Annotated in this window: 19 protein-coding genes and 2 pseudogenes; 12 read left to right on the plus strand and 9 right to left on the minus strand. The window is 70.4% G+C overall.

Annotated elements, in window-relative coordinates; translation table 11 throughout:
- Window positions 1-41 precede the first annotated feature (41 nt).
- The 3 genes from ACIGA3_RS23505 (at window position 42) to ACIGA3_RS23515 (ending at window position 2,227) form a co-directional block, all read left to right on the plus strand.
- Window positions 42-1,106 carry an LLM class flavin-dependent oxidoreductase gene (locus ACIGA3_RS23505; RefSeq protein ID WP_399719266.1) on the plus strand — a complete coding sequence of 355 codons (1,065 nt, stop codon included), beginning with the start codon at window positions 42-44 and terminating at the stop codon, window positions 1,104-1,106.
- A complete protein-coding gene (locus ACIGA3_RS23510) occupies window positions 1,103-1,450 on the plus strand; it encodes a restriction endonuclease (RefSeq protein ID WP_399719269.1) in 348 nt (115 codons plus the stop codon). Before ACIGA3_RS23505 ends, ACIGA3_RS23510 begins: the two co-directional genes overlap by 4 nt.
- Before the next feature lie 210 nt (window positions 1,451-1,660).
- On the plus strand, window positions 1,661-2,227 hold the full coding sequence (locus ACIGA3_RS23515) for a Uma2 family endonuclease (protein WP_399718926.1): 567 nt from the start codon (window positions 1,661-1,663) through the stop codon (window positions 2,225-2,227).
- Window positions 2,228-2,335: 108 nt separating this feature from the next.
- Here ACIGA3_RS23515 and ACIGA3_RS23520 read toward each other — a convergent pair.
- Window positions 2,336-2,425 (minus strand): annotated as a pseudogene (locus tag ACIGA3_RS23520) (DUF255 domain-containing protein); the annotation flags it as partial.
- Window positions 2,426-2,672: 247 nt separating this feature from the next.
- Between ACIGA3_RS23520 and ACIGA3_RS23525 the strand changes: the two are divergent.
- Window positions 2,673-2,945, plus strand: a complete 273-nt coding sequence (locus ACIGA3_RS23525; protein ID WP_399718929.1) for a hypothetical protein — start codon at window positions 2,673-2,675, stop codon at window positions 2,943-2,945.
- Window positions 2,942-3,349: a type II toxin-antitoxin system VapC family toxin gene (locus ACIGA3_RS23530; RefSeq protein ID WP_399718932.1), complete on the plus strand. Its 408-nt coding sequence runs from the start codon at window positions 2,942-2,944 to the stop codon at window positions 3,347-3,349. The genes ACIGA3_RS23525 and ACIGA3_RS23530 overlap by 4 nt, the downstream gene beginning before the upstream one ends.
- A 36-nt stretch (window positions 3,350-3,385) precedes the next feature.
- Here ACIGA3_RS23530 and ACIGA3_RS23535 read toward each other — a convergent pair.
- Window positions 3,386-3,538: pseudogene (locus ACIGA3_RS23535) on the minus strand (DUF255 domain-containing protein); the annotation flags it as partial.
- A 108-nt stretch (window positions 3,539-3,646) separates the two neighbouring features.
- Complete coding sequence (locus ACIGA3_RS23540) at window positions 3,647-4,558, minus strand: helix-turn-helix transcriptional regulator (RefSeq protein WP_399718935.1); 912 nt, start codon at window positions 4,556-4,558, stop codon at window positions 3,647-3,649.
- 216 nt (window positions 4,559-4,774) lie between these two features.
- On the opposite strand from ACIGA3_RS23540, the gene ACIGA3_RS23545 reads away from it, so the two are divergent.
- From ACIGA3_RS23545 to ACIGA3_RS23555, 3 genes are read left to right on the plus strand one after another with little or no spacing between them, the layout of a single operon-like run.
- The gene (locus tag ACIGA3_RS23545; RefSeq protein WP_399718938.1) at window positions 4,775-5,752 is read left to right on the plus strand and encodes an aldo/keto reductase; all 978 of its coding nucleotides are present in this window, start codon (window positions 4,775-4,777) and stop codon (window positions 5,750-5,752) included.
- 53 nt (window positions 5,753-5,805) lie between these two features.
- Window positions 5,806-6,834, plus strand: a complete 1,029-nt coding sequence (locus ACIGA3_RS23550; protein ID WP_399718940.1) for a zinc-binding dehydrogenase — start codon at window positions 5,806-5,808, stop codon at window positions 6,832-6,834.
- A 39-nt stretch (window positions 6,835-6,873) separates the two neighbouring features.
- The gene (locus ACIGA3_RS23555; protein WP_399718943.1) at window positions 6,874-7,725 is read left to right on the plus strand and encodes an aldo/keto reductase; all 852 of its coding nucleotides are present in this window, start codon (window positions 6,874-6,876) and stop codon (window positions 7,723-7,725) included.
- 131 nt (window positions 7,726-7,856) lie between these two features.
- Here ACIGA3_RS23555 and ACIGA3_RS23560 read toward each other — a convergent pair whose 3' ends face one another.
- Window positions 7,857-9,308: an endonuclease/exonuclease/phosphatase family protein gene (locus tag ACIGA3_RS23560; protein WP_399718946.1), complete on the minus strand. Its 1,452-nt coding sequence runs from the start codon at window positions 9,306-9,308 to the stop codon at window positions 7,857-7,859.
- Between the two features lie 260 nt (window positions 9,309-9,568).
- On the opposite strand from ACIGA3_RS23560, the gene ACIGA3_RS23565 reads away from it, so the two are divergent.
- Window positions 9,569-12,775 carry a tetratricopeptide repeat protein gene (locus tag ACIGA3_RS23565; RefSeq protein WP_399718948.1) on the plus strand — a complete coding sequence of 1,069 codons (3,207 nt, stop codon included), beginning with the start codon at window positions 9,569-9,571 and terminating at the stop codon, window positions 12,773-12,775.
- Between the two features lie 70 nt (window positions 12,776-12,845).
- On the opposite strand, the gene ACIGA3_RS23570 is transcribed toward ACIGA3_RS23565, so the two are convergent.
- Window positions 12,846-13,085: a hypothetical protein gene (locus tag ACIGA3_RS23570; RefSeq protein ID WP_399718951.1), complete on the minus strand. Its 240-nt coding sequence runs from the start codon at window positions 13,083-13,085 to the stop codon at window positions 12,846-12,848.
- Complete coding sequence (gene mca, locus ACIGA3_RS23575; protein ID WP_399718954.1) at window positions 13,078-13,959, minus strand: mycothiol conjugate amidase Mca; 882 nt, start codon at window positions 13,957-13,959, stop codon at window positions 13,078-13,080. Before mca ends, ACIGA3_RS23570 begins: the two co-directional genes overlap by 8 nt.
- A gap of 158 nt (window positions 13,960-14,117) precedes the next feature.
- Here mca and ACIGA3_RS23580 point away from each other — a divergent pair, with 158 nt between their 5' ends.
- Together ACIGA3_RS23580 and greA are read left to right on the plus strand one after the other, a co-directional pair.
- Window positions 14,118-14,516, plus strand: a complete 399-nt coding sequence (locus ACIGA3_RS23580; protein WP_399718957.1) for a DUF4307 domain-containing protein — start codon at window positions 14,118-14,120, stop codon at window positions 14,514-14,516.
- 171 nt (window positions 14,517-14,687) lie between these two features.
- Window positions 14,688-15,188 carry a transcription elongation factor GreA gene (gene greA / locus ACIGA3_RS23585; RefSeq protein WP_399718959.1) on the plus strand — a complete coding sequence of 167 codons (501 nt, stop codon included), beginning with the start codon at window positions 14,688-14,690 and terminating at the stop codon, window positions 15,186-15,188.
- Window positions 15,189-15,275: 87 nt separating this feature from the next.
- On the opposite strand, the gene ACIGA3_RS23590 is transcribed toward greA, so the two are convergent.
- The 3 genes from ACIGA3_RS23590 to ilvA form a co-directional block, all read right to left on the minus strand.
- The gene (locus ACIGA3_RS23590) at window positions 15,276-16,133 is read right to left on the minus strand and encodes an ABC transporter permease (RefSeq protein WP_399718962.1); all 858 of its coding nucleotides are present in this window, start codon (window positions 16,131-16,133) and stop codon (window positions 15,276-15,278) included.
- Window positions 16,130-17,131 (minus strand): ATP-binding cassette domain-containing protein, encoded by a 1,002-nt coding sequence (locus ACIGA3_RS23595; protein ID WP_399718964.1) that lies wholly within the window; start codon window positions 17,129-17,131, stop codon window positions 16,130-16,132. Before ACIGA3_RS23595 ends, ACIGA3_RS23590 begins: the two co-directional genes overlap by 4 nt.
- 188 nt (window positions 17,132-17,319) lie before the next feature.
- Complete coding sequence (ilvA, locus tag ACIGA3_RS23600) at window positions 17,320-18,549, minus strand: threonine ammonia-lyase (RefSeq protein ID WP_399718967.1); 1,230 nt, start codon at window positions 18,547-18,549, stop codon at window positions 17,320-17,322.
- A 162-nt stretch (window positions 18,550-18,711) separates the two neighbouring features.
- Between ilvA and ACIGA3_RS23605 the strand changes: the two genes are divergently transcribed.
- The gene (locus ACIGA3_RS23605; protein WP_388997370.1) at window positions 18,712-19,206 is read left to right on the plus strand and encodes a MarR family winged helix-turn-helix transcriptional regulator; all 495 of its coding nucleotides are present in this window, start codon (window positions 18,712-18,714) and stop codon (window positions 19,204-19,206) included.
- The last annotated feature ends 123 nt before the right edge of the window (window positions 19,207-19,329 follow it).

The raw sequence follows: 19,329 nt of genomic DNA on the forward strand, positions 1-19,329 counted from the left end.
GGACGGTCGAAGACCAGCACGGACGACTGAAGGAGATTCCCATGCCCACGTCCTCCTCCATGACCTTCGGACTCGACTCCTTCGGCGACCTGCCCCTCGGCGCCGACGGGAAGCTCCTCAGCCACGCCCAGGCCATCCGGCAGGTCGTCACGGAAGCGATCGCCGCCGACGAACGAGGCGTCGACGTCATCGCCCTCGGCGAACACCATCGAGCCGACTTCGCGATCTCCAGCCCCGAGACAGTCCTGGCCGGCATCGCCACGCGCACCGAACGCATCAAGCTGGCGTCCGGAGTGACCGTGCTCAGTTCCGATGACCCGGTGCGGGTGTTCGAACGTTTCGCGACGGTCGACGCACTGTCCAACGGCCGTGCCCAAGTGATCCTCGGCCGCGGGTCGTTCACCGAGTCGTTCCCGCTGTTCGGATACGAACTCAGCGACTACGACGACCTCTTCGAGGAGAAGGTGGGTCTGTTCGCCGAACTCCTCAGGGAAAAACCGGTGACCTGGGAGGGGCGCACCAGGACGGCACTCCGCGATGCCGATGTCTTCCCCAAGACCGAATCGGGCCGACTCCACACCACCATCGGGGTGGGAGGTTCCCCCGAGTCGGTGGTCCGGGCCGCCCGATACGGGTTCCCACTGATGATCGCCGTCATCGGTGGACCGCCTGAGCGTTTCGCGCCGTTCATCGACCTCTACCGGCGTGCCGCGAACGAGTTCGGCACGGACCCGAACGAGGTCGGCATCCACTCACCCGGGCACATCGCCGAGACCGACGAGGAGGCCCTCGAAACCTACTGGCCGGCGATCAAGACCCATCGTGACCGGGTCGGCCGTGACCGCGGATGGCCGCCGATGACACGCGAGCAGTTCGACGCCGAAGTCGCCCACGGCTCGCTGTACGTCGGGTCGCCCGAGACGGTCGCCCGCAAGATCGCTGCCACCGTTCGGGACCTCGACGTCAACCGGTTCGATCTCGTCTACGGGTTTGGTCCCCTTCCGGCCGACGCCCGGCTGAGGAGCGTAGAGCTCTATGGCGAACAGGTGGTGCCGCGGGTCAAGGAACTGCTCCTTCGGAACTCTTTGCAAGCGAGTCCACTCTGACCCCAGCCAGGCGTTTCTTCGACCAGCGATTCACCGAATCGGGTTTGACGTGGATCTCGGCCCCGGACGGGGTGACGACGGGGGTTGACATCCGCATCTGGGAGAAGGGTACGGATCGCGATCCAACGACCTTGACCATCGTCCAGTGCAAGCGAGAGCGCCGGAAGGTCGGGAAGGTTGTCGTCAAGGCCCTTGCCGCAGACGTGAAGTGGAACGGGGCGGTCAAGGGCTTGCTCGTCGCGACGACCGACTGGTCTTCTGCCGCCCGCGCCATCGCACGCACCCGGGCCTACCCGGTGGAAGAGGTCAACGAGGACGCAGTCGCCACGTGGTACGTGCGATGAGGACGGCCGGTGCCGGGACCACGCTCCCCCACCGACTCGAGACGCTGCGACCGGCTACCCCTCCTGGCCGGTAGAGGTCACGCCAGCCAGGCGGTTCGTGCGATCCAGCCTCTCACAGGGCCCATCCCGAATCGGGCACCCGGACAGTGCTGGACAGTAGGCTGGTCCGAGCAGTTCCGGAACTGCCGAGGTTTTCGAAGGAGGCACGCCATGACCGCCGAGATGGTGGCGCCCGCCTGGATGCACTCCCAGATCAGCGCGGAGCAGTACGACTCCTGGTCCGAGGAGCAGTGCGCCGGGATCGAGATCGTGGACGGAATGGTGGTCGTGAGTCCGAGCGCCTCGAAGCGGCACAACCGGCTGGCCCGGGTCCTGGCCAACGCCCTGGACAACGCCGCGGGCCCGGACTGGAACGCCGACACGGACTTCGACGTCCGCCTGCAGGACGTTCCGCTCACCAACCGTCGCCCGGACGTCATCGTCTATCGGGCGGAGACCATCGACCTCACGCCCACCCGCCCCGAGCACGTGCTCCTGGTCGTCGAGGTCGTGTCGCCCGGTTCGGAGACCACCGACCGGATCGTGAAGGTGGACCAGTACGCCAAGGCGGGCATCCCCTTCTACTGGCGGGTCGAGCAGGCCGCCACCGGTGTCCCGATCGTCTACACCTACGTTCTCGATCCCGCCACCAAGGCATACAAGGACGGCGAGATGTTCATCGGTGTGATCAAGTCCTCTGTCCCCTTCCTTGTCGCTGTCGACCTGGGAGTCATTTGACGGCCGCCATCCACGCAGGCGGCCTGGCCGTCAGCAGGCACCGGCCGACGAAGAACCGTCGAATCAAGCTCTGCCGACCGCGTCGGGCCTCGGCGAAACGCACTGTCACCAGTGACAGGCGGAGTAGCCGCACCAGTCGACCGGATTGTCAGCGTGCTGAAGCAGATAAGGCGAGGTCACACCAGCCAGCCGGTTCATGCGATCCAGCCTCTCACAATGCCCGGTCCCGTCAGCGAGACCGCAGCGCGCCCTTCCAAGGAGGGAGTGGAGTTGCACTGCCAACGCGGCCTCTGCGGCACTTGGAGCACCGCGGTGCGAGGGAATGAGCGATCCGTGCTTCGAGATCGGGCTTCCGCAGGCAGCGCCCTACTTCGGTAGCAACCATGGGGCCATGAAAGGACTGAAAACCTCTGGATTGTAATAGAAGCTGTACTACACTTGGGGTATGAAGTCGACCCGGACCGGGACCACGGAGAACATCTCCGTCTCTATGCCCTCCGAGCTGGTCAGTGAGCTCCGCTCAAGGACCGGGCGTCGAGGCCTGTCCAGCTACGTCACCGAAGCCGTCAGGCACCAGCTCGCCATGGACGGGCTCGCCGAGATCGTCGCGGCACATGAAGAGGAGCACGGCGCGCTCACGGAGCAGGAGATCGACGCCGCTCGTCACGAGTTGTTCGGAGAAGAGGGCGCCGGCGACGTCGAACGGGGCGCTGCGTGAAGGAGCAGTCGGCCCGCTCGCTGGTGCTCGACTCCGAGGCGCTCTCCCTGCTCCTGCGCAACGACCGCAAGATGGCTGCACGCGTCGAGGCGTCCCGGCAGGTCGGAGTTCCTGTCCTCGTGTCTGCGCTGACCATTGTCGAAGCCGTGCACGGGAAGACCGATCTGGCGCGCTTGAAGTGGGTGCTCTCCCGGCTGCGGGTGGAACCAGTCAGCCAAGAGGACTCCCTGACCGCAGTGGAGCTGCTTCAGGACGCAGGCGGGCTACATGGGCACAAGTACGCGATCGACGCCCTCGTTGCCGCGCTCGCGCTCCGCGTCCCGGCTCCTGTGATCGTTCTGACCTCCGACCGTGACGACTGGTCGAAGCTGTGCGGGAACCGCGTGATCATCAGAGAGGTGTGAGCACCGCCCATTACTGGGTCCGCAAGTCCACTGTCACCAGTGACAGGCGGAGTAGCCGACGGAGAGCAGGATCGGCACGTCCCTGCGCTTCGCCTCCTCGAACGCCTCCGGTCCCCAGGGGTACCAGTCGACCGGGTTGTCAGCATGCTGAAGCAGATAGGGCGAGGTCACGCCAGCCAGCCGGTTCATATCGCCATGGTTGCACGATGCGTACCGCCCCGGGAGATCATCCGCGCTCGACGCGGAGTCACCGGAGATCAGCCCTGGCCCGGCAACCATCGAGGTTTCCCGGTCGGCTCACTGCTCGCCGCGGCGAACTCCCTGCCCCTTCGGTTCGTGGTCGCGAACCGGCTGAGGTGCGGTGTTGTCGAGGAGGAGCAGGGCGTCGTGGTCGGGGGTGCCGGGTTCGGCGGTGTAGACGCCGATGCGCTGGCCGGGGGTGCCTTCGACGTGCAGCGACTGCGAGGTGAGGGTGACCGTGCCGACCTGGGGGTGCTGGAAGGTCTTGTGGGCGGGCTTGCGTCCGGTCACTTCGTAGCGCTCCCACAGGCCCGCGAAGTCGGGGCTTTTGAGGAGGAGTTCGCCGACGAGGTTGGTGAGGTCGGGGGCGTCCGGGGCGGTGCCGGCGATGGCGCGCAGGCGGGCGACGCAGGCGGTGATCTGCCGGTCCCAGTCGGTGAAGAGGTCACGGGCCGCCGGGTGGAGGAAGAGGTAGCGGGCGAGGTTGCGGTGCTTGGCCGGCCAGTCGTCCAGGCCCGCGTAGAGGGCGAGGCCGCCGGGGTTCCAGGCGAGCAGGTCCATGCTGCGGCTGATGACGTAGGCCGGGTTCGGTCGCAGTGATTCGAGCAGCAGCTTGAGGTGGGGGCGCACGGTGCGGCTGGGCGCGGGCGGTGGTTCGGGGGTGTAGCGGGCGGCGCGGGCGGCGAGTTCGCGCAGGTGCTGGTGTTCCTGGTCGTCCATGCGCAGGGCGCGGGCGAGCGCGTCGAGGACGGCGGGGCTGGGGCGGGTCTCCTTGCCGCGTTCCAGGCGCACGTAGTAGTCGATGCTGATGCCGGCGAGGGTGGCCAGTTCCTCGCGGCGCAGGCCGGGGGTGCGGCGGATACCGGTGCCCACGGTGAGTCCGACGTGCTGGGGGCCGGTCTGGGTGCGGCGGGCGCGCAGATAGCGGCCCAGCTCCGCGCTCTCGCTGTGCGCGCTCGTCGATGCCATGCCCCCAGTCTCACCCACCGGGCATCCGCCGGGCGGGGTGCGAGGGGGGCCCTGTCATTACCCCCGAAGAGCCCGCCCTGCCACACCGGCGCGATCCGGGTGAAGGTGGATGAGCAAGACGCCGGTACCCCGGCGCACGCCAGGGCCGGCACAGGGACGACGTGGCCGGCCGGGCGGGAGCGAGGGTGCCGGGCAGGCCACGATCGGAGAGAAGCGATGCGGTACATCAAACTGCGTGACCTGGAGGTTTCCCGGATCGGGCTCGGTGCGATGGGCATGTCCCACGGCTACACCGGCTCCGGTACCGACGACGCGGAGTCGATCAGGACGGTGCACCGGGCGCTGGAGCTGGGCGTCACGCTCATCGACACCGCCGAGATCTACGGCCCCTACACCAACGAGGAGCTGCTCGGCCGGGCGCTGAAGGGACGCCGGGACCAGGTCGTCCTGGCCACCAAGTTCGGCCTGGTCTCCCACGGCGGAGACGGCGCGTGGAACCTGGACTCCGGGCCGGCCAACATCCGCACCGCCGTCGAAGGCTCCCTGAAGCGGCTGGGCACCGATCACATCGACCTGTACTACCAGCACCGGGTGGACCCGAACACCCCGGTCGAGGAGACCGCCGGAGCCGTCGGCGAGCTGATCACCGAGGGCAAGGTCAGGGCGTTCGGCCTCTCCGAAGCGGGCCCCGACACGATCCGCCGCGCCCACGCCGTCCAGCCGGTCACCGCGGTGCAGTCGGAGTACTCCCTGTGGACGCGCGGTATCGAGGACCGCGTCCTGCCCGTCCTGCGGGAGCTGAACATCGGCCTGGTGCCGTTCTCCCCGCTGGGACGCGGTTTCCTGACCGGCACCGTCCGCTCCACCGACCAGTTCGACCAGGACGACTTCCGGCGCGACAACCCCCGCTTCACCGGCGAGAACTTCCGGCACAACCTCGCGCTCGCCGACGAGGTCAAGGCCGTGGCCGCCGAGGTCGGCGCCACCCCCGCGCAGGTCGCGCTGGCCTGGCTGCTCGCCCAGGGCGACGACATCGCACCGATCCCCGGCACCAAGCGGGTTGCCCGCGTCGAGGAGAACACCGCCGCCGACACGGTCGTCCTGACCGACGAGCAGCTGCACAAGCTCAGCAGCCTGCCGCCCGCCGCCGGCGACACCCACACCGAGGCACAGGCTCAGATGCTCGAACGCTGATCTCTCCCCCGGCGCGACAACCCCACCTCCCCCGTTTGGAGCAACCCCTTCTTATGCGTGCGGCAGTGATGTACGGAGCCGGAGACGTCCGCGTCGAGGACCGGCCCGACCCGAAGATCGTCAAGCCGACCGACGCCTTGATACGCACGGTCGCCACGTGCGTGTGCGGCAGCGACCTGTGGCCGTACGGCTCGATGCCCGCGGCCGACACCGGCCGCCCCATGGGCCACGAGTTCCTCGGCGTCGTCGAGGAGACCGGCGCCGACGTGACCGGACTGAAGGCGGGGGACCTGGTCGTCGCCCCGTTCACCTACAGCGACAACACCTGCGACTACTGCGCCAAGGGCCTGCACATCTCGTGTCGCAACGGCGGCCGGTACGGCTTCGACGGCGTCGACGGCGGCCAGGGCGAAGCCGTCCGTGTCCCGTACGCGGACGGCACCCTGGTGAGGCTCCCGGTGGCCGCCGACTCCGCGCTGGTGCCGTCGCTGCTGGCCCTGTCGGACGTGATGACCACCGGCCACCACGGTGCGGTCACCGCCGGGGTCCGTCGCGGGGACGCGGTGCTGGTCGTCGGGGACGGCGCGGTCGGCCTGTGCGCGGTGATCGCCGCCAGGCGGCTGGGTGCCGAGCGGATCGTGCTCGCGGGCCGCCACGAGGAACGCACCGGACTGGGCCGGGAGTTCGGCGCCACCGACGTGGTCGCCGAGCGCGGTGAGGAGGGCATCGCCCGCATCCGCGAACTGACCGGCGGCGTGGACAAGGTGATCGAGGCCGTCGGCACCCGGCAGGCCCTCGACACCGCCCTGGGCGCCGTCCTGGACGGCGGCACCATCAGCCGCCTGGGCGTCCCCCAGTACGAGCAGGGACCGATCGGCCCGGCCGAGTTCATGCGCAACATCACCCTGACCGGGGGCGCCAGCCCCGCCCGCGCCTACATCGAGCAGCTCCTGCCCGACGTCCTCGACGGCACGATCGACCCCGGCCGCGTCTTCGACCAGACCTTCACCCTCGACCGGACCCCGGACGCCTACCGGGCCATGGCCGACCGCCAGGTCCTCAAGGCCCTCATCCGCCCCTGACTCCCCCCTCCCACCCGCACAGCGAAGGACACCCCGCTCATGGAGTTCGTCACCCTGAACAACGGCGTCGAGATGCCGCTCCTCGGCTTCGGCGTCTACCAGATCCCCGCCGGGGACACCGAACGCGCCGTCTCCGAGGCGCTGGCAGCCGGCTACCGCCTGCTGGACACCGCCGCCGCCTACGGCAACGAAGAAGCCGTCGGCCGGGCGATCAAGTCCAGCGGCATCGCCCGCGAGGACCTGTTCATCACCACCAAGCTGTGGGTGCAGGACGCCCCCGCCGAGGAGAACACCCGCCGCGCCTTCGAGACGTCCCTGAACAAGCTGGGCCTGGACCACCTCGACCTGTACCTGATGCACCAGCCCTACGGCGACGTGTACGGCCAGTGGCGCGCCATGGAGGCGCTGAACCGCGAGGGCCTCGCCAAGGCGATCGGTGTCGCCAACTTCTACCCCGACCGGCTGCTCGACCTGATCGTCAACAACGAGATCACCCCACAGGTCAACCAGATCGAGACCCACCCCTTCTTCCAGCGCGCCGACTACCAGGACCTCATGCGCGAGCACGGAGTGCGGATCGAGTCCTGGGGCGGCTTCGCCGAGGGCAGGAACGACATGTTCACCAACCCGCTGCTGGCCGGGATCGGCAAGGAGTACGGCAAGTCGGTCGCGCAGGTCGTCCTGCGCTGGCTGACCCAGCGTGGCGTCGTCGCCATCCCCAAGTCGGTGCGCGCCGAGCGCATGGCCGAGAACATCGACATCTTCGACTTCCGCCTCACCGACGAGCAGATGGCGCAGATCGCCACCCTCGACACCGGCGACTCCCTCTTCTTCGACCACCACGACCCCGAGATCGTCACCTGGCTCGCGGGACGCCGCCTGGACACCTGACCCACCCGCCCCGGGGAAGTGGAGGCAGTGCGGCTTCGGTGTCGTGATACCGCGCCAGGGCCGTCCCACATCGTCTCGATGTGGGACGGCCCTCTTCATGTGTGCGGTCCGCTACCCGGGCAGCCCGGCGCTCAGCGCGCGGGCAGGGCCACCGTGCTCCAGAGGGGCTGGTGGTCGGAGGGGTTGCCGGTGTTCGAGCCGATGGTGGTGCCGGACCAGGTCGCCGAGGGCGAGGCGTAGAGGTAGTCCAGCTTGTTGCTGCCCTTGGTCGGCCGGTTGTCCGGCTGGTCGCTCTCCTTGTACGCGTCGTACAACGGCTGGAGGACCGGCGTGCTGCTGTTCGTCGGCGTCACGGTCGGGGTGGCGTTCAGATCGCCGCCGAAGACGGGCCGGTAACCGCTGTAGCCGGCGAGCTGCTGCGCCAGGGCGGACGCCTGGGCCTGCTGCACATACCGGTCCGGGTCGTCGTACGGCTTGCCGTCGGCGTCGCGGCCACCGGTGCTGAAGTGAGCCGAGCAGGCCATGACGGCCCAGGACGGAATGGCGGCACAGAGGGCGGTGCGGCGCTCCGTGTTGTCCGGGGACGTCAGCTCCACCGCCCTGTACCAGGTGTTCTCGGCGGGTACGGCGACGGCGACGCCGTATGCCCCGCGGTTGTTGGAGCAGGACTTCTGGGCCCACTGGCCGGTGGCGCCGACCTGGTACTGGATCGGGGCGAAGCGGACGTCCCACGTGTCCGCTCCCTGGTCGAACGTGTCTTCCAGCTTCTGCTCCAGCGGCTTGGCCCACTTCTCGCAGAACTCCTGCAGGAAGATCACGTCGGCCTGCGCGGAGGCGGCCCGCTGCGTGACGGCGGAGGCGAACTGGTCGGAGGTGTACCCGGCCATGGCGCAGTCGCCGTTGTTGCTGCAGGTGTTCCAGGTCAGCGCGTTGAAGGTGCGATTCGGCGTGGACGCGGCCGCCGGCGGCGTCGCCGAGGAGGGGATCGGGACCAGCTTGAAACGCTCCCAGGAGCCCGGCGTCGTGGTCGTACGGGCCCGCAGCAGTCCCGCGTCGCTGTCGGTGCTGTTGACCTCGGCGGTGACGTAGTAGTCCCGGGAGGTGCCGCCCTCGGTGAAGTTGTACCGCAGCGCGTACCAGCCGTCCTTCAGGTCCACCAGCTGGAACTGCTCCCAGTCGCCGATGGAGCCGTCCTGCCGGGCCCGGAGCATGCCGAAGTGGGGGTCCGCGTCATGGAACTCGGCGGACACGTAGAGGCCGTTGGCCTCGGAACGCAGGGCGGCGTGCGAGCCCTTGTCGTTGGTGTGCAGCGTGAAGGTCTCCCAGGAGCCGAGGCTGCTCGGGTTGGTGCAGTCCGTTCGCGCGCGGAGCTTGCCGGCCTGGTTGCCGGCGTCGTTGATCTCCGTCGAGACGCACGTCGCCTTGCCGGCCTTGTCGGTGGCCGCCTTCGACTGGAGTGCGTACTTACGCCCCGCCGACTTCTCGGTCAGGATGTCGCCGGCCTGCGCCGACGGCGCTATGGACAGCGTGAGGAGCGTCAGCAGAAGCCCGAGCAGGGCTCCCGTACGCGTCGTTCTTCGCAACGTAACTCCGTTCTTCCCCAAGGGTGTTTCCCAGGAGGGTTTGGTTTCTCGAATCACCGCGGTACGAGTGGTCGCGGCAGACGGTTACACCTTAGTGATCTAGCCTCGCGCCTTCATGCGAGAGCGAGGCCGGGGAGCCGGGAACGCGGTGATCGCCCGGAAATCACCAGTCGAAGTGATCGACGCCCCCTCGCGCTCACTGCACCTCCGAAGGAGACTCATGAGCAAGGGAGTTGACGAGGGACCGCCGAGGGGGACGCATGCGGGACGGACATCGGGCCGAGGCCGACCGGCTGGTGGTGCGGGCCGTGGAGGAGGAGGTGCGGCGGTCGGGCGGTCGGGCCGACGGGCAACTGCTGCTCACGCGGGCGCGCGCCGGGCTGGACGGGATGGCGGGGTCGGCGGCGGAGGAGTACGCCGCGTACACCCGCGCGCTCGACGAGTCCGAGGCGGACCGGCTCACCTTCGGCCGGCGCTACGCCCGTGAGGGCGCCGGTACCCCGCTGCTGGTGGCCGCCGTCGCGGCGGCCGCGGCGGCCGTCGCCGACCTGTCCCTCGGCACCGGTGCGGGCACCGCGCTCGGGGCGGGCGTCATCGTCGGCGTGGCCGGTGCCGCCGCGACGGTGGTGAAGGTGGCCGGCGTTCATCTGCCCGCCGCCCACCACCGCAAGGGCGCGGCGAGCCAGCCCGGCGGCCCTGAGCAGTTGCGGTTGCAGTGGCTGACCGCGCTGGAAGTACGCGGCATCCGCCCCTTCCTGGACCAGCAGCGGATGCTCGCCGCCTCCACGGCACCGCTGAAGAAGAGCGGCGGCCCCGCGCTGCGCGGCTCGGACAAGAGCGCGGCGGCCCGGCGCCGGACGGTACTGGAGCAGTCCTTCGGCCAACTGCCTGAGCCGGAGGGCCTGTTCGCGGGTCGCACCGAGGAGCTGGCGCGGATCGGGCAGTGGGCGCTGGCCGCCCGCGCGGAGACGGAGACCCGGCCGACCGTGGTCGTCCTGCACGGCGAACCGGGCTCGGGCCGCACCGCGCTCGCGGTGCGCGCGGCGCACGAGCTGCGCGACCACTTCCGGGGCGCGGTCGTCGTCGACCTGCGCGGCGACGGCCACGAGACCCGCCCGCTGCCCACCCGCGACGCCCTGCTGCATCTGCTGAACCGGCTCGGCGCGCCCCGCGAGCAGTTGCTGTTCCGTGAGCACTCCTCCCCCGAACAGCAGGTCAAACGGCTCGGCGAGCTGTACCACCAGCACCTGGCCGGGCTGCCGGTGACGATCGTGCTGGACGACGCCTCCGACCCGGCACAGGTGCGCGCGCTGATCCCGGAACGCTCCGACAGCCTGGTCCTGGTCACCTCCCGCACCCCGCTGAAGCCGGCCGCGGACCTGCCCGCCTGGGTGCACCACCTGCCCGTCGAGGCGCTGGACGCGGCCGGCGCCGAGGAACTGCTGACCGCCTCCGCGCAGGGCTCCGCCCACCCCTACGACGCCGAATCCACCGAGCGGATCAGGCAGTTGTGCGGCGGGCTGCCGCTGGCCCTGCGCTGCGCGGGCTCCGCGCTCGGCTCCCGCCCGGCGAGCGGACTCGCGGCGGACCTGGCCGCGTACGGCCCCGTCGAGCCGGTGGAGCGGGTGCTGTGGCTGCGCTACACCGACCAGCCGGAGCCGGCCCGCCGTCTGCTGCGCCGCCTCGCGCTGGCCGGCCGGGCCTCGCTGGGGGTGGCGGCGGCCGCCGCGCTGCTGGGTACCGGAGAACAGGAGGCGGGCCGGCAGCTGGCCGCGCTGGCCCGCGCCGGGCTGCTGGACCAGGTGCGCGGCGACCGGTACCGGCTGCACCATCTGGTCCGCGCCTTCGCCCAGGCCCGGCTGCTGGACGAGGAGGAGCAGGCCGAGCGCACGGCGGCGCAGGAGCGGCTGATCGTGAACTACGCGGAGCTGGCCGACTCGGTGCTGCGCCTGGTCGACGGCAACATGTCGACGCGTTCGGACCGGTTCGGCTCACATGGCTTCGTCTCGCTGGAGGAGGCGCTGCGCTGGCTGGACGACGAGACCAGCTTCATCACGGCCACCCTGCGTCAGGCCGAGGGAGTGGACCAGGGTGCGGTGCTGAACCTGCTGGGCGCGCTGTGCGACTACTGCCTGCTCCGCGGCGACCTGTACCGGCTCGGTGAGATCAACGAGCTGGCGCAGGCCGTGGACGAGGGGCTCCTGGTGCGCTCGGTGCAGTGGCGCACCGGTATCGCGGCCCGGCAACTCGGCGAGCTGGACAAGGCGCGCACCACGCTGGCCTCGGTGGTGGACCTGTACCGGGAGGCGCACCACGACGCGGGCGCCGCCCGTGCCCTGTGCTCGCTCGGCATCACCCTGCACCACCAGGGCAACCTGACCGAGGCGGCGGCCAGGCTCCAGGAGGCGCTGGACCTCCAGGCGCCCCCGCAGCTGGCGACCGACCGCGCCTGGACGATGCACGCGCTGGCCGCCGTACAGCGCGACCGGGCCCGGCTGCCGGAGGCGCTGGATCTGCTGAAACGCTCCCTGGTCCTGCACCGGGCGGGCGGCTCGGTGCACGGCGAGGCGTGGGCCCACTACCAGCTGGGCCAGCTCGCCCTGTGCCTCGGCGACGTACCCCGCGCGGGGGACGAGCTGGGGGCCGCGCTGGAGCGGTACGGGCGGACCCGCGACGCGCGCGGTGAGGCGTGGGCGCTGACCCAGCTCGCGCGTGCCCGGCTGGTCGACGGCGACGCGGCGCCCGCCGTGGAGGGGCTGCGCCAGGCTGCCGTACGGCACCGGGACAACGAGGACGCGCGCGGCGAGGCGTGGACGCTGTACCACCTGGGGCAGGCGCTGGAGGAGACCGGCGATCTGGACCGGGCGGTGCGCGAGCTGGAGCGCTCGCGCACGATGTTCTCCCGGATGCGGGACGTGTACGGCCTGGCCTGGGCCCGGCACCACTCGGCGCGGGTGACCCGTGACCAGCGGGCCGCGCAGACCGGCTCGCTGCGCAACTCCGGGTTCGCCCGCCAGCTGCTGGTCGACGCCCGCGCCGACTTCCAGCGGGTCGGTGTCCCGCACGGTGAGGCGTGGACGTGCCTGGAGCTGGCGGTGGTGGACGCGGGCAACGAGCGCAGCCGGCAGGCGCTGGCCCTGTGCGACGAGGCGCTGGGGCTGTTCACCGCCTATGGCGACCGGCGCGGCGAGGACTGGGCGCGCTTCCTGCGCTGCACCCTGCTGCCGTACGCGGCGCCGGGCGGCACCGAGGTGGGCACGGCGGTCGCGCAGGAGGAGCTGGCCCGTCTGGTCCGCGCCGCCCACCCCCTGCGGGACGAGCGGCTCACCGACTGCGCCCCGGCCTACGCCCTGCTGCTGGAGCGCGGGGTGAGCCTGGAGGCGGGCTGGCAGGCGTGGCGGCTGCGCATGACACCGGACCGGCACGCCCGCGATGTGCTGGGGGTGCCGGTACCGGCCAAGGGGTGATCGGGACACCGGCGGGGCGCGGCCGGTCGTGCACCGGTCGTGCCCGTCGGTGGGGTCCCGCTCGGCGGGGTCAGCCCTGCCGGGACTCGGCCGCCTTGTCGGAGGTCTCGCCCTCGGCGGGGGCCTCCTTGAAGTCGACCTTCCCCATGTGCTTGCTCATGGACTTCATCAGGCCCCACACGGCCAGGGCCATCACCGCGAACACGATGAAGCCGAGGACACCGGGGGTGACCTTGTTCTCGTCGATCTCCTTGGCGAGAGGGACGAGATGCGTCACTGCGAGGCTCACGCTTGCGCTCATGTCAGGCATTGTCCCGGATGCCCGCGAAGAGGTCGTCCTCGGGGAGGGAGGTGTCCACGAGGGACTTCGCCAGCTCGTACTCCTCGGTGGGCCAGACCTCCTTCTGGAGCTCCATCGGGACCTTGAACCAGCCGCCGTCGGGGTCGATCTGGGTGGCGTGCGCGATCAGCGCCTTGTCCCGGATCTCGAAGAACTCCGCACACGGGACATGCGTGGTCAGCGTGCGCTCGACCCGCTCGAACTCGCTCCAGCGCTTGAGCCAGTCCCCGTACGGCGACTCCAGCCCGCGGTCCAGCATCGCGTTGTGCAGCGCCTCGGTGCGGGGGCGGTTGAAGCCCTGGTTGTAGTAGAGCTTCTGCGGCTGGAAGGCCGGGCCGAACTCCGACTCCGGGTACTTCTCGGTGTCCGCCGCACCCTCGAACGCCACCATCGAGATCTTGTGGGTCATGATGTGGTCGGGGTGCGGGTAGCCGCCGTTCTCGTCGTAGGTGGTGATCACCTGCGGGCGGAACGCGCGGATCTTGCGCACCAGTTCGCCGGCCGCCTTGTCGACGTCCTCCAGGGCGAAGCAGCCCTCCGGCAGCGGGGGCAGCGGGTCGCCCTCGGGCAGGCCGGAGTCGACGAAGCCGAGCCACTCCTGCTTGACCCCGAGGATCTCGCGGGCCTCGTCCATCTCCTTCTTGCGCACCTCGTGGATGTGCTCCTCGATGTACGCGTCGCCCTGGAGCTTGGGGTTCAGGATGGACCCGCGCTCTCCACCGGTGCAGGTCACCACCAGCACGTCCACCCCGTCGGACACGTACTTCGCCATGGTGGCCGCGCCCTTGCTCGACTCGTCGTCGGGGTGGGCGTGCACGGCCATCAGTCGCAGCTGGTCAGTCAAGACTCGTTCCTTGTAAGTCGGCGCCCCGCGGTCGGTGGGGCAGTCAACGGGTGCCGTGCCTGGGGGCACGTCGTCCATGGGGCGGCGGTCGGAGGGCGGGCGGCAGGCTTCTATAGTGACCGAATCGGGGGACGAATAATTCCGCGGAGAGGACGATCATGGGTACGGCGAGCACGCGGCTGCCCGAGGGCCGATACGGCCGCTCCTCGGACGAGCGTGCCGACCACCGGCTCAAGATCCTCGGCGCGGTACTGGGTGCGGCCCTGCTGGCGCTGGTCGGTTACTTCGCCTACCACTACGTCGCCAAGAACGAGATCAGCGCCCAGGTCATCACCTTCCAGGCCACGGACGACTCGGTGCGCGTGCATCTGGAGGTCCACCGGGACGCCGATGTCGACGGCTACTGCACCCTGCGCTCCCAGTCGGCCGACGGGGCCGAGGTCGGCCGGGCCGACTTCCGCTTCACCGGGCCGGACACACGCGTGGACAAGGTCGTCACGCTCCGTACGACGGCCAAGGGAAGCACCGCCGAGCTGCTGGGCTGCCACGCCGGCTGAGGGATCACCCGGAATGTGTACAGCGTGACCTGCGCTGATGCGATTCTGATGGCTTATGTCCTCCCCCTTTCGCCCCTGAATTGTTAGGCTCGTGGTTTCGCCCATCCAAGAGAGAACATGCTTCCTGGTAGGGCGATGCTTTGTATTCCCAGTACCGACGAGGAGCACCCTGTGACCCAGACCAGCGAGAACGTCACCTGGCTGACCCAGGAGGCGTACAACAAGCTCAAGGACGAGCTTGAGTACCTTACTGGTCCTGCGCGCACGGAGATCGCGTCCAAGATCGCGGCCGCGCGCGAGGAGGGCGACCTGCGCGAGAACGGCGGGTACCACGCGGCCAAGGAGGAGCAGGGCAAGCAGGAGCTGCGCGTGCGCCAGCTGACCCAGCTCCTGGAGAACGCCCAGGTGGGCGAGGCCCCGGTCTCCACCGATGGCACCGTCGCGCCGGGCATGGTCGTCACGATCGCCTTCGACGGTGACGAGGACGACACGATGACGTTCCTGCTCGCCTCCCGTGAATACGCCAGCTCCGATGTCGAGACGTACTCGCCGCAGTCCCCGCTCGGCTCGGGTGTGCTCGGCCACAAGGTCGGCGAGGACGCGGAGTACGAGCTGCCGAACGGCAAGAAGGCCACGGTGAAGATCCTGAAGGCCGAACCGTACTCGGCCTGACCCGGCCCCCTTTTTCCGACCGGCCCCCGGTGCCCTTGAGGCGCCGGGGGCTTCGTCGTGCCGGGACAACCCCGCCACCGGTTCTCCTCAGGCGGTGGCCGAGCGGTACTTGCGGACCGCCAGGGTGCGGAAGACGACGATGATCAGAATGGAGTAGATCAGCGAGGCCCACACCGGGTGCTGCATGGGCCACGCGGTCGACGTGGATGCGCCGGGGTTGGCGAACAGCACGCGGGCCGCCTCGACGGTGGCGCTGAACGGGTTCCAGTCCGCGATGTGCCGCAGCCACGGGGTCATGTTGCCGGTGTCCACGAACGCGTTGGACAGGAAGGTGACCGGGAAGAGCCAGACCAGGCCGCCGGAGGTCGCCGCCTCGGGGGTGCGCACGGACAGGCCGATCAGGGCGCCGATCCAGGTGAACGCGTACCCGAGCAGAAGCAGCAGGCCGAAGGCGGCGAGCACCCTGAGGGCGTTGGTGTCGCCGTTGGACCCCACCCGCCAGCCGACCAGCAGGGCGACCGCCGCCAGGACCAGCAGGGTGAGAGCGGTCTGCACCAGGTCGGCGAGGGTGCGGCCGGTCAGCACCGCGCCGCGCGCCATGGGCAGCGAGCGGAAGCGGTCCACCAGGCCCTTGTGCATGTCGTCGGCGATGCCCGCGCCGGAACCCGCGGTGGCGAAGGTGACGGTCTGCGCGAAGATCCCGGCCATCAGGAAGTTGGTGTAGGCGGTGGCGCTGGTGCTGCCGCCGATCTTCATCGAGCCGCCGAAGACATAGGTGAACAGCACCACGAACATGATCGGCTGGATGAGCCCGAAGATGACGACCTCGGGAATCCGGACCATGCGGATCAGGTTCCGCTGGGCCACGATCAGTGAGTCGCGGACGGCCCGGCTGAAGGGGTTGGCGGGCGCCACGGCCCGCGCGGTGTCGCTGACGGCACTCACTTGACGGCCCCCTCGGTGTCGGTGGTGTTCTCGGCGTCCTTGGCCGCGTTCGGGCCGGCCTCGGCGGTGTGTCCGGTCAGGGAGAGGAACACGTCGTCGAGGGTGGGGCGGCGCAGCGCGATGTCGTCTATCTCGATGCCCCGGGTGTCCAGCTCCCGGATGACCTCGGCGAGCAGCTTGGCGCCGCCGGTGACGGGGACGGTGAGCTTGCGGGTGTGCTCCTCGATGGTGGTCTCGCCCTTGCCGAGGGCGCGCAGCACCTCGGCGGTGCCCGCGATCCGGTCCCGCTCGTGCACCACGACTTCGACGCGCTCGCCGCCGGTGCGGGCCTTGAGCTGGTCGGAGGTGCCCTGGGCGATGACCCGGCCGTGGTCGACCACGGCGATGTCGTGGGCGAGGTGGTCGGCCTCCTCCAGGTACTGCGTGGTGAGCAGCAGGGTGGTGCCGCCGGAGACGAGCTGCTGGATGACCTCCCAGAGCTGCTGGCGGTTGCGCGGGTCGAGGCCGGTCGTCGGCTCGTCCATGAACATCACGGGCGGCGAGACCACGAGGGCGGCGGCGAGGTCGAGCCTGCGGCGCATGCCGCCGGAGTAGGTCTTGGCGGGGCGGTCGGCGGCGTCGGCGAGGTGGAACTGCTCCAGCAGCTCGGCCGCGCGCTCCTTCGCCGCCCTGCCCCGCATCTGGTAGAGCCGACCGACCATCTGGAGGTTCTCCCGGCCGGTCAGATACTCGTCGACCGCCGCGAACTGGCCGGACAGGCCGATGGAGCGGCGCACGGTGTCGGGGTGCTTGAGCACGTCCACGCCCGCGACGACCGCCTTGCCGCTGTCGGGGCGCAGCAGGGTGGTCAGACAGCGGACGGTCGTGGTCTTGCCCGCGCCGTTCGGCCCGAGCAGCCCGAGGACCGTCCCCTCGGGCACATCGAGGTCGACGCCGTCCAGTGCCCTTACGTCTCCGAAGGTCTTCACCAGACCCTCGGCATAGATGGCGCCCGGCATGATGTCTCCACGTCGTCGGTGGTGCACGGAAATGACTGGCACACGGACCCGGCACCACTCGGCGAGCGAGCGGCGATCCGACCCCCACGTCACACACCGTAACGCGATGTATCGCGTCTCTCAACGGGTTTTCGGATTCCTTCCCCGAACGAGTGACACAGCAGCCGGGCCGACCGCGCTCGCGGCGCTCAGTCGATGATCACGTACCCCGACTCCCGCAGAGCGGCGGTGACTTCGGTGCGGTGGACAGGACCCTGGGTCTCCAGGTGGAGTTCCACCTCCACCTCGCTCAGACCGAGGCGCGGGTCGGTGCGGATGTGGCTGACGTCGAGGACGTTGGCGTCGGCCGCCGAGAGCACGCCGAGGAGGGTGGCGAGCGCGCCGGGGCGGTCGGTCAGCCTCAGCCGGACCGCGAGGTAGCGCCCCTGCGCGGCCATGCCGTGCCGCAGCACCCGTTGAAGCAGCACCGGGTCCACGTTCCCGCCGGACAGCACCGCGACGACCGGGCCGGGGAAGCCGCCGGGGTCGGCGAGCAGCGCCGCGACCGGGCTCGCGCCCGCCGGTTCCACGACCAGCTTGGCCCGCTCCAGGCACAGCAGCAGCGCGGCCGAGAGCTGGTCCTCGCCGACCGTGCGCACCTCGTCGACCAGCTCCTCCACGATCCCGAACGGCACCACGCCGGGCGTGCCGACCTTGATCCCGTCGGCCATGGTCGCCGGGCTCCCCACCGTCACCGGGTGCCCGGCGGCCAGCGAGGGCGGGTAGGCGGCGGCGCCCTCGGCCTGTACGCCGATGATCCGCACGTCCGGCCGCAGCGACTTCACCGCCACCGCGATCCCGGCCGCGAGCCCGCCGCCGCCCATGCCGACGACGATCGTGCCCACCTCCGGGCACTGCTCCAGGATCTCCAGGCCGACCGTGCCCTGGCCCGCGATGATGTCGGGGTGGTCGAAGGGGTGGATCAACACCGCGCCCGTCTCGGCCGCGTACTCCTCGGCCGCCGCGAGCGCCTCGTCCACGACCTGGCCGTGCAGGCGCACCTCGGCGCCGTACTCCCGCGTGGCGCTGACCTTGGGCAGTGGGGCGCCCTGCGGCATGAAGACGGTGGAGTGCACGCCCAGCAGGGAGGAGGCCAGCGCGACGCCCTGCGCGTGGTTGCCGGCGCTCGCGGCGACCACTCCGGCGGCGCGTTCCTCGGGGAGCAGCCCGGCGATGCGGACGTAGGCGCCGCGGAGTTTGAACGAGCCCGTCCGCTGAAGGTTCTCGCACTTCAGGTGCACCGGTGAGCCCGCCAGCCGGGAGAGGTGCCTGCTGCTTTCCATGGCGGTCGTACGGGCCACGCCCGAGAGCATCTTCTGCGCCCCGCGCACATCGTCGAGGGTGACGGAGCGCAAGGGGCCGGCCGTGCGGTAGCTCATGCCTCAAGTCTCGCAGTTCACGCTCGCGACCGGCGCCGGCGCCGGACCGCCGGGGCCGGTTTCCCCAGCGCCCGTACGGGCCACCGCCCGGCCGCGTACCCTGTCCCCCAACCCAGCACCCCTTCATGAAGCGAGCCTCCGGCCATGCCCACAACACCTGATATGTCGATGGACATGACAACCGTCGGTGACAGCGGTCTGCTCGACACCCTCCAGCACGAGGTGGCGGTGTTCGCGCGCCGTGCCGAACAGACGCGGCTCGGCGGGGTCGGGCAGGTGCGCAACTCCATGGACCGCGCCGCCTACCTCCTGCTCAACCGCCTCGACAACGAGGGCCCCATGGGCGTCAAGGCGCTCGCCGCGAGCATGGGCATCGACTCCTCCACGGTGACCCGGCAGGTGGCCCCGCTGGTCGACGCGGGCCTGGTCAAGCGCACTTCGCACCCCGAGGACGGCCGCGCGGTGGTGCTCCAGCTGTCCCCGCGCGGGAGCACGCGGCTGGCCGAGGTACGGGCCTCCCGGCGCCAGTTGATGGCCGAGCTGACCGAGGAGTGGACACCGGCCGAACGCGAGAGCTTCTGCGATCTCCTCAGCCGTTTCAACACCGCGCTGTCCGCGCGCATGGCCGTCCAGCCGCAGCCGCCCGCCGCCTCCTGAGGACGCCCCGTCCCGGCTCTTGACCCCCAGGCCCCCGCGGGCCTCAGATGAGACCGGGCCCTGGGCACGCGTCCGGGTGCCACGGGTTCTTCTCGCGCCGCAGGGTGCGCTGGGGGGAGGCGG

It is taken from the genome of Streptomyces sp. NPDC085596, assembly GCF_044541565.1.
Classification (GTDB): domain Bacteria; phylum Actinomycetota; class Actinomycetes; order Streptomycetales; family Streptomycetaceae; genus Streptomyces.

Coding starts and splice junctions, on each gene's coding strand:
- ACIGA3_RS23505 (WP_399719266.1), top strand. CDS start 42: ATGCCCACGTCCTCCTCCATGACCTTCGGACTCGACTCCTTCGGCGAC.
- ACIGA3_RS23515 (WP_399718926.1), top strand. CDS start 1,661: ATGACCGCCGAGATGGTGGCGCCCGCCTGGATGCACTCCCAGATCAGC.
- ACIGA3_RS23525 (WP_399718929.1), top strand. CDS start 2,673: ATGAAGTCGACCCGGACCGGGACCACGGAGAACATCTCCGTCTCTATG.
- ACIGA3_RS23540 (WP_399718935.1), bottom strand. CDS start 4,558: ATGGCATCGACGAGCGCGCACAGCGAGAGCGCGGAGCTGGGCCGCTAT.
- ACIGA3_RS23545 (WP_399718938.1), top strand. CDS start 4,775: ATGCGGTACATCAAACTGCGTGACCTGGAGGTTTCCCGGATCGGGCTC.
- ACIGA3_RS23550 (WP_399718940.1), top strand. CDS start 5,806: ATGCGTGCGGCAGTGATGTACGGAGCCGGAGACGTCCGCGTCGAGGAC.
- ACIGA3_RS23555 (WP_399718943.1), top strand. CDS start 6,874: ATGGAGTTCGTCACCCTGAACAACGGCGTCGAGATGCCGCTCCTCGGC.
- ACIGA3_RS23565 (WP_399718948.1), top strand. CDS start 9,569: ATGCGGGACGGACATCGGGCCGAGGCCGACCGGCTGGTGGTGCGGGCC.
- ACIGA3_RS23570 (WP_399718951.1), bottom strand. CDS start 13,085: ATGCCTGACATGAGCGCAAGCGTGAGCCTCGCAGTGACGCATCTCGTC.
- ACIGA3_RS23580 (WP_399718957.1), top strand. CDS start 14,118: ATGGGTACGGCGAGCACGCGGCTGCCCGAGGGCCGATACGGCCGCTCC.
- ACIGA3_RS23595 (WP_399718964.1), bottom strand. CDS start 17,131: ATGCCGGGCGCCATCTATGCCGAGGGTCTGGTGAAGACCTTCGGAGAC.
- ilvA (WP_399718967.1), bottom strand. CDS start 18,549: ATGAGCTACCGCACGGCCGGCCCCTTGCGCTCCGTCACCCTCGACGAT.
- ACIGA3_RS23605 (WP_388997370.1), top strand. CDS start 18,712: ATGTCGATGGACATGACAACCGTCGGTGACAGCGGTCTGCTCGACACC.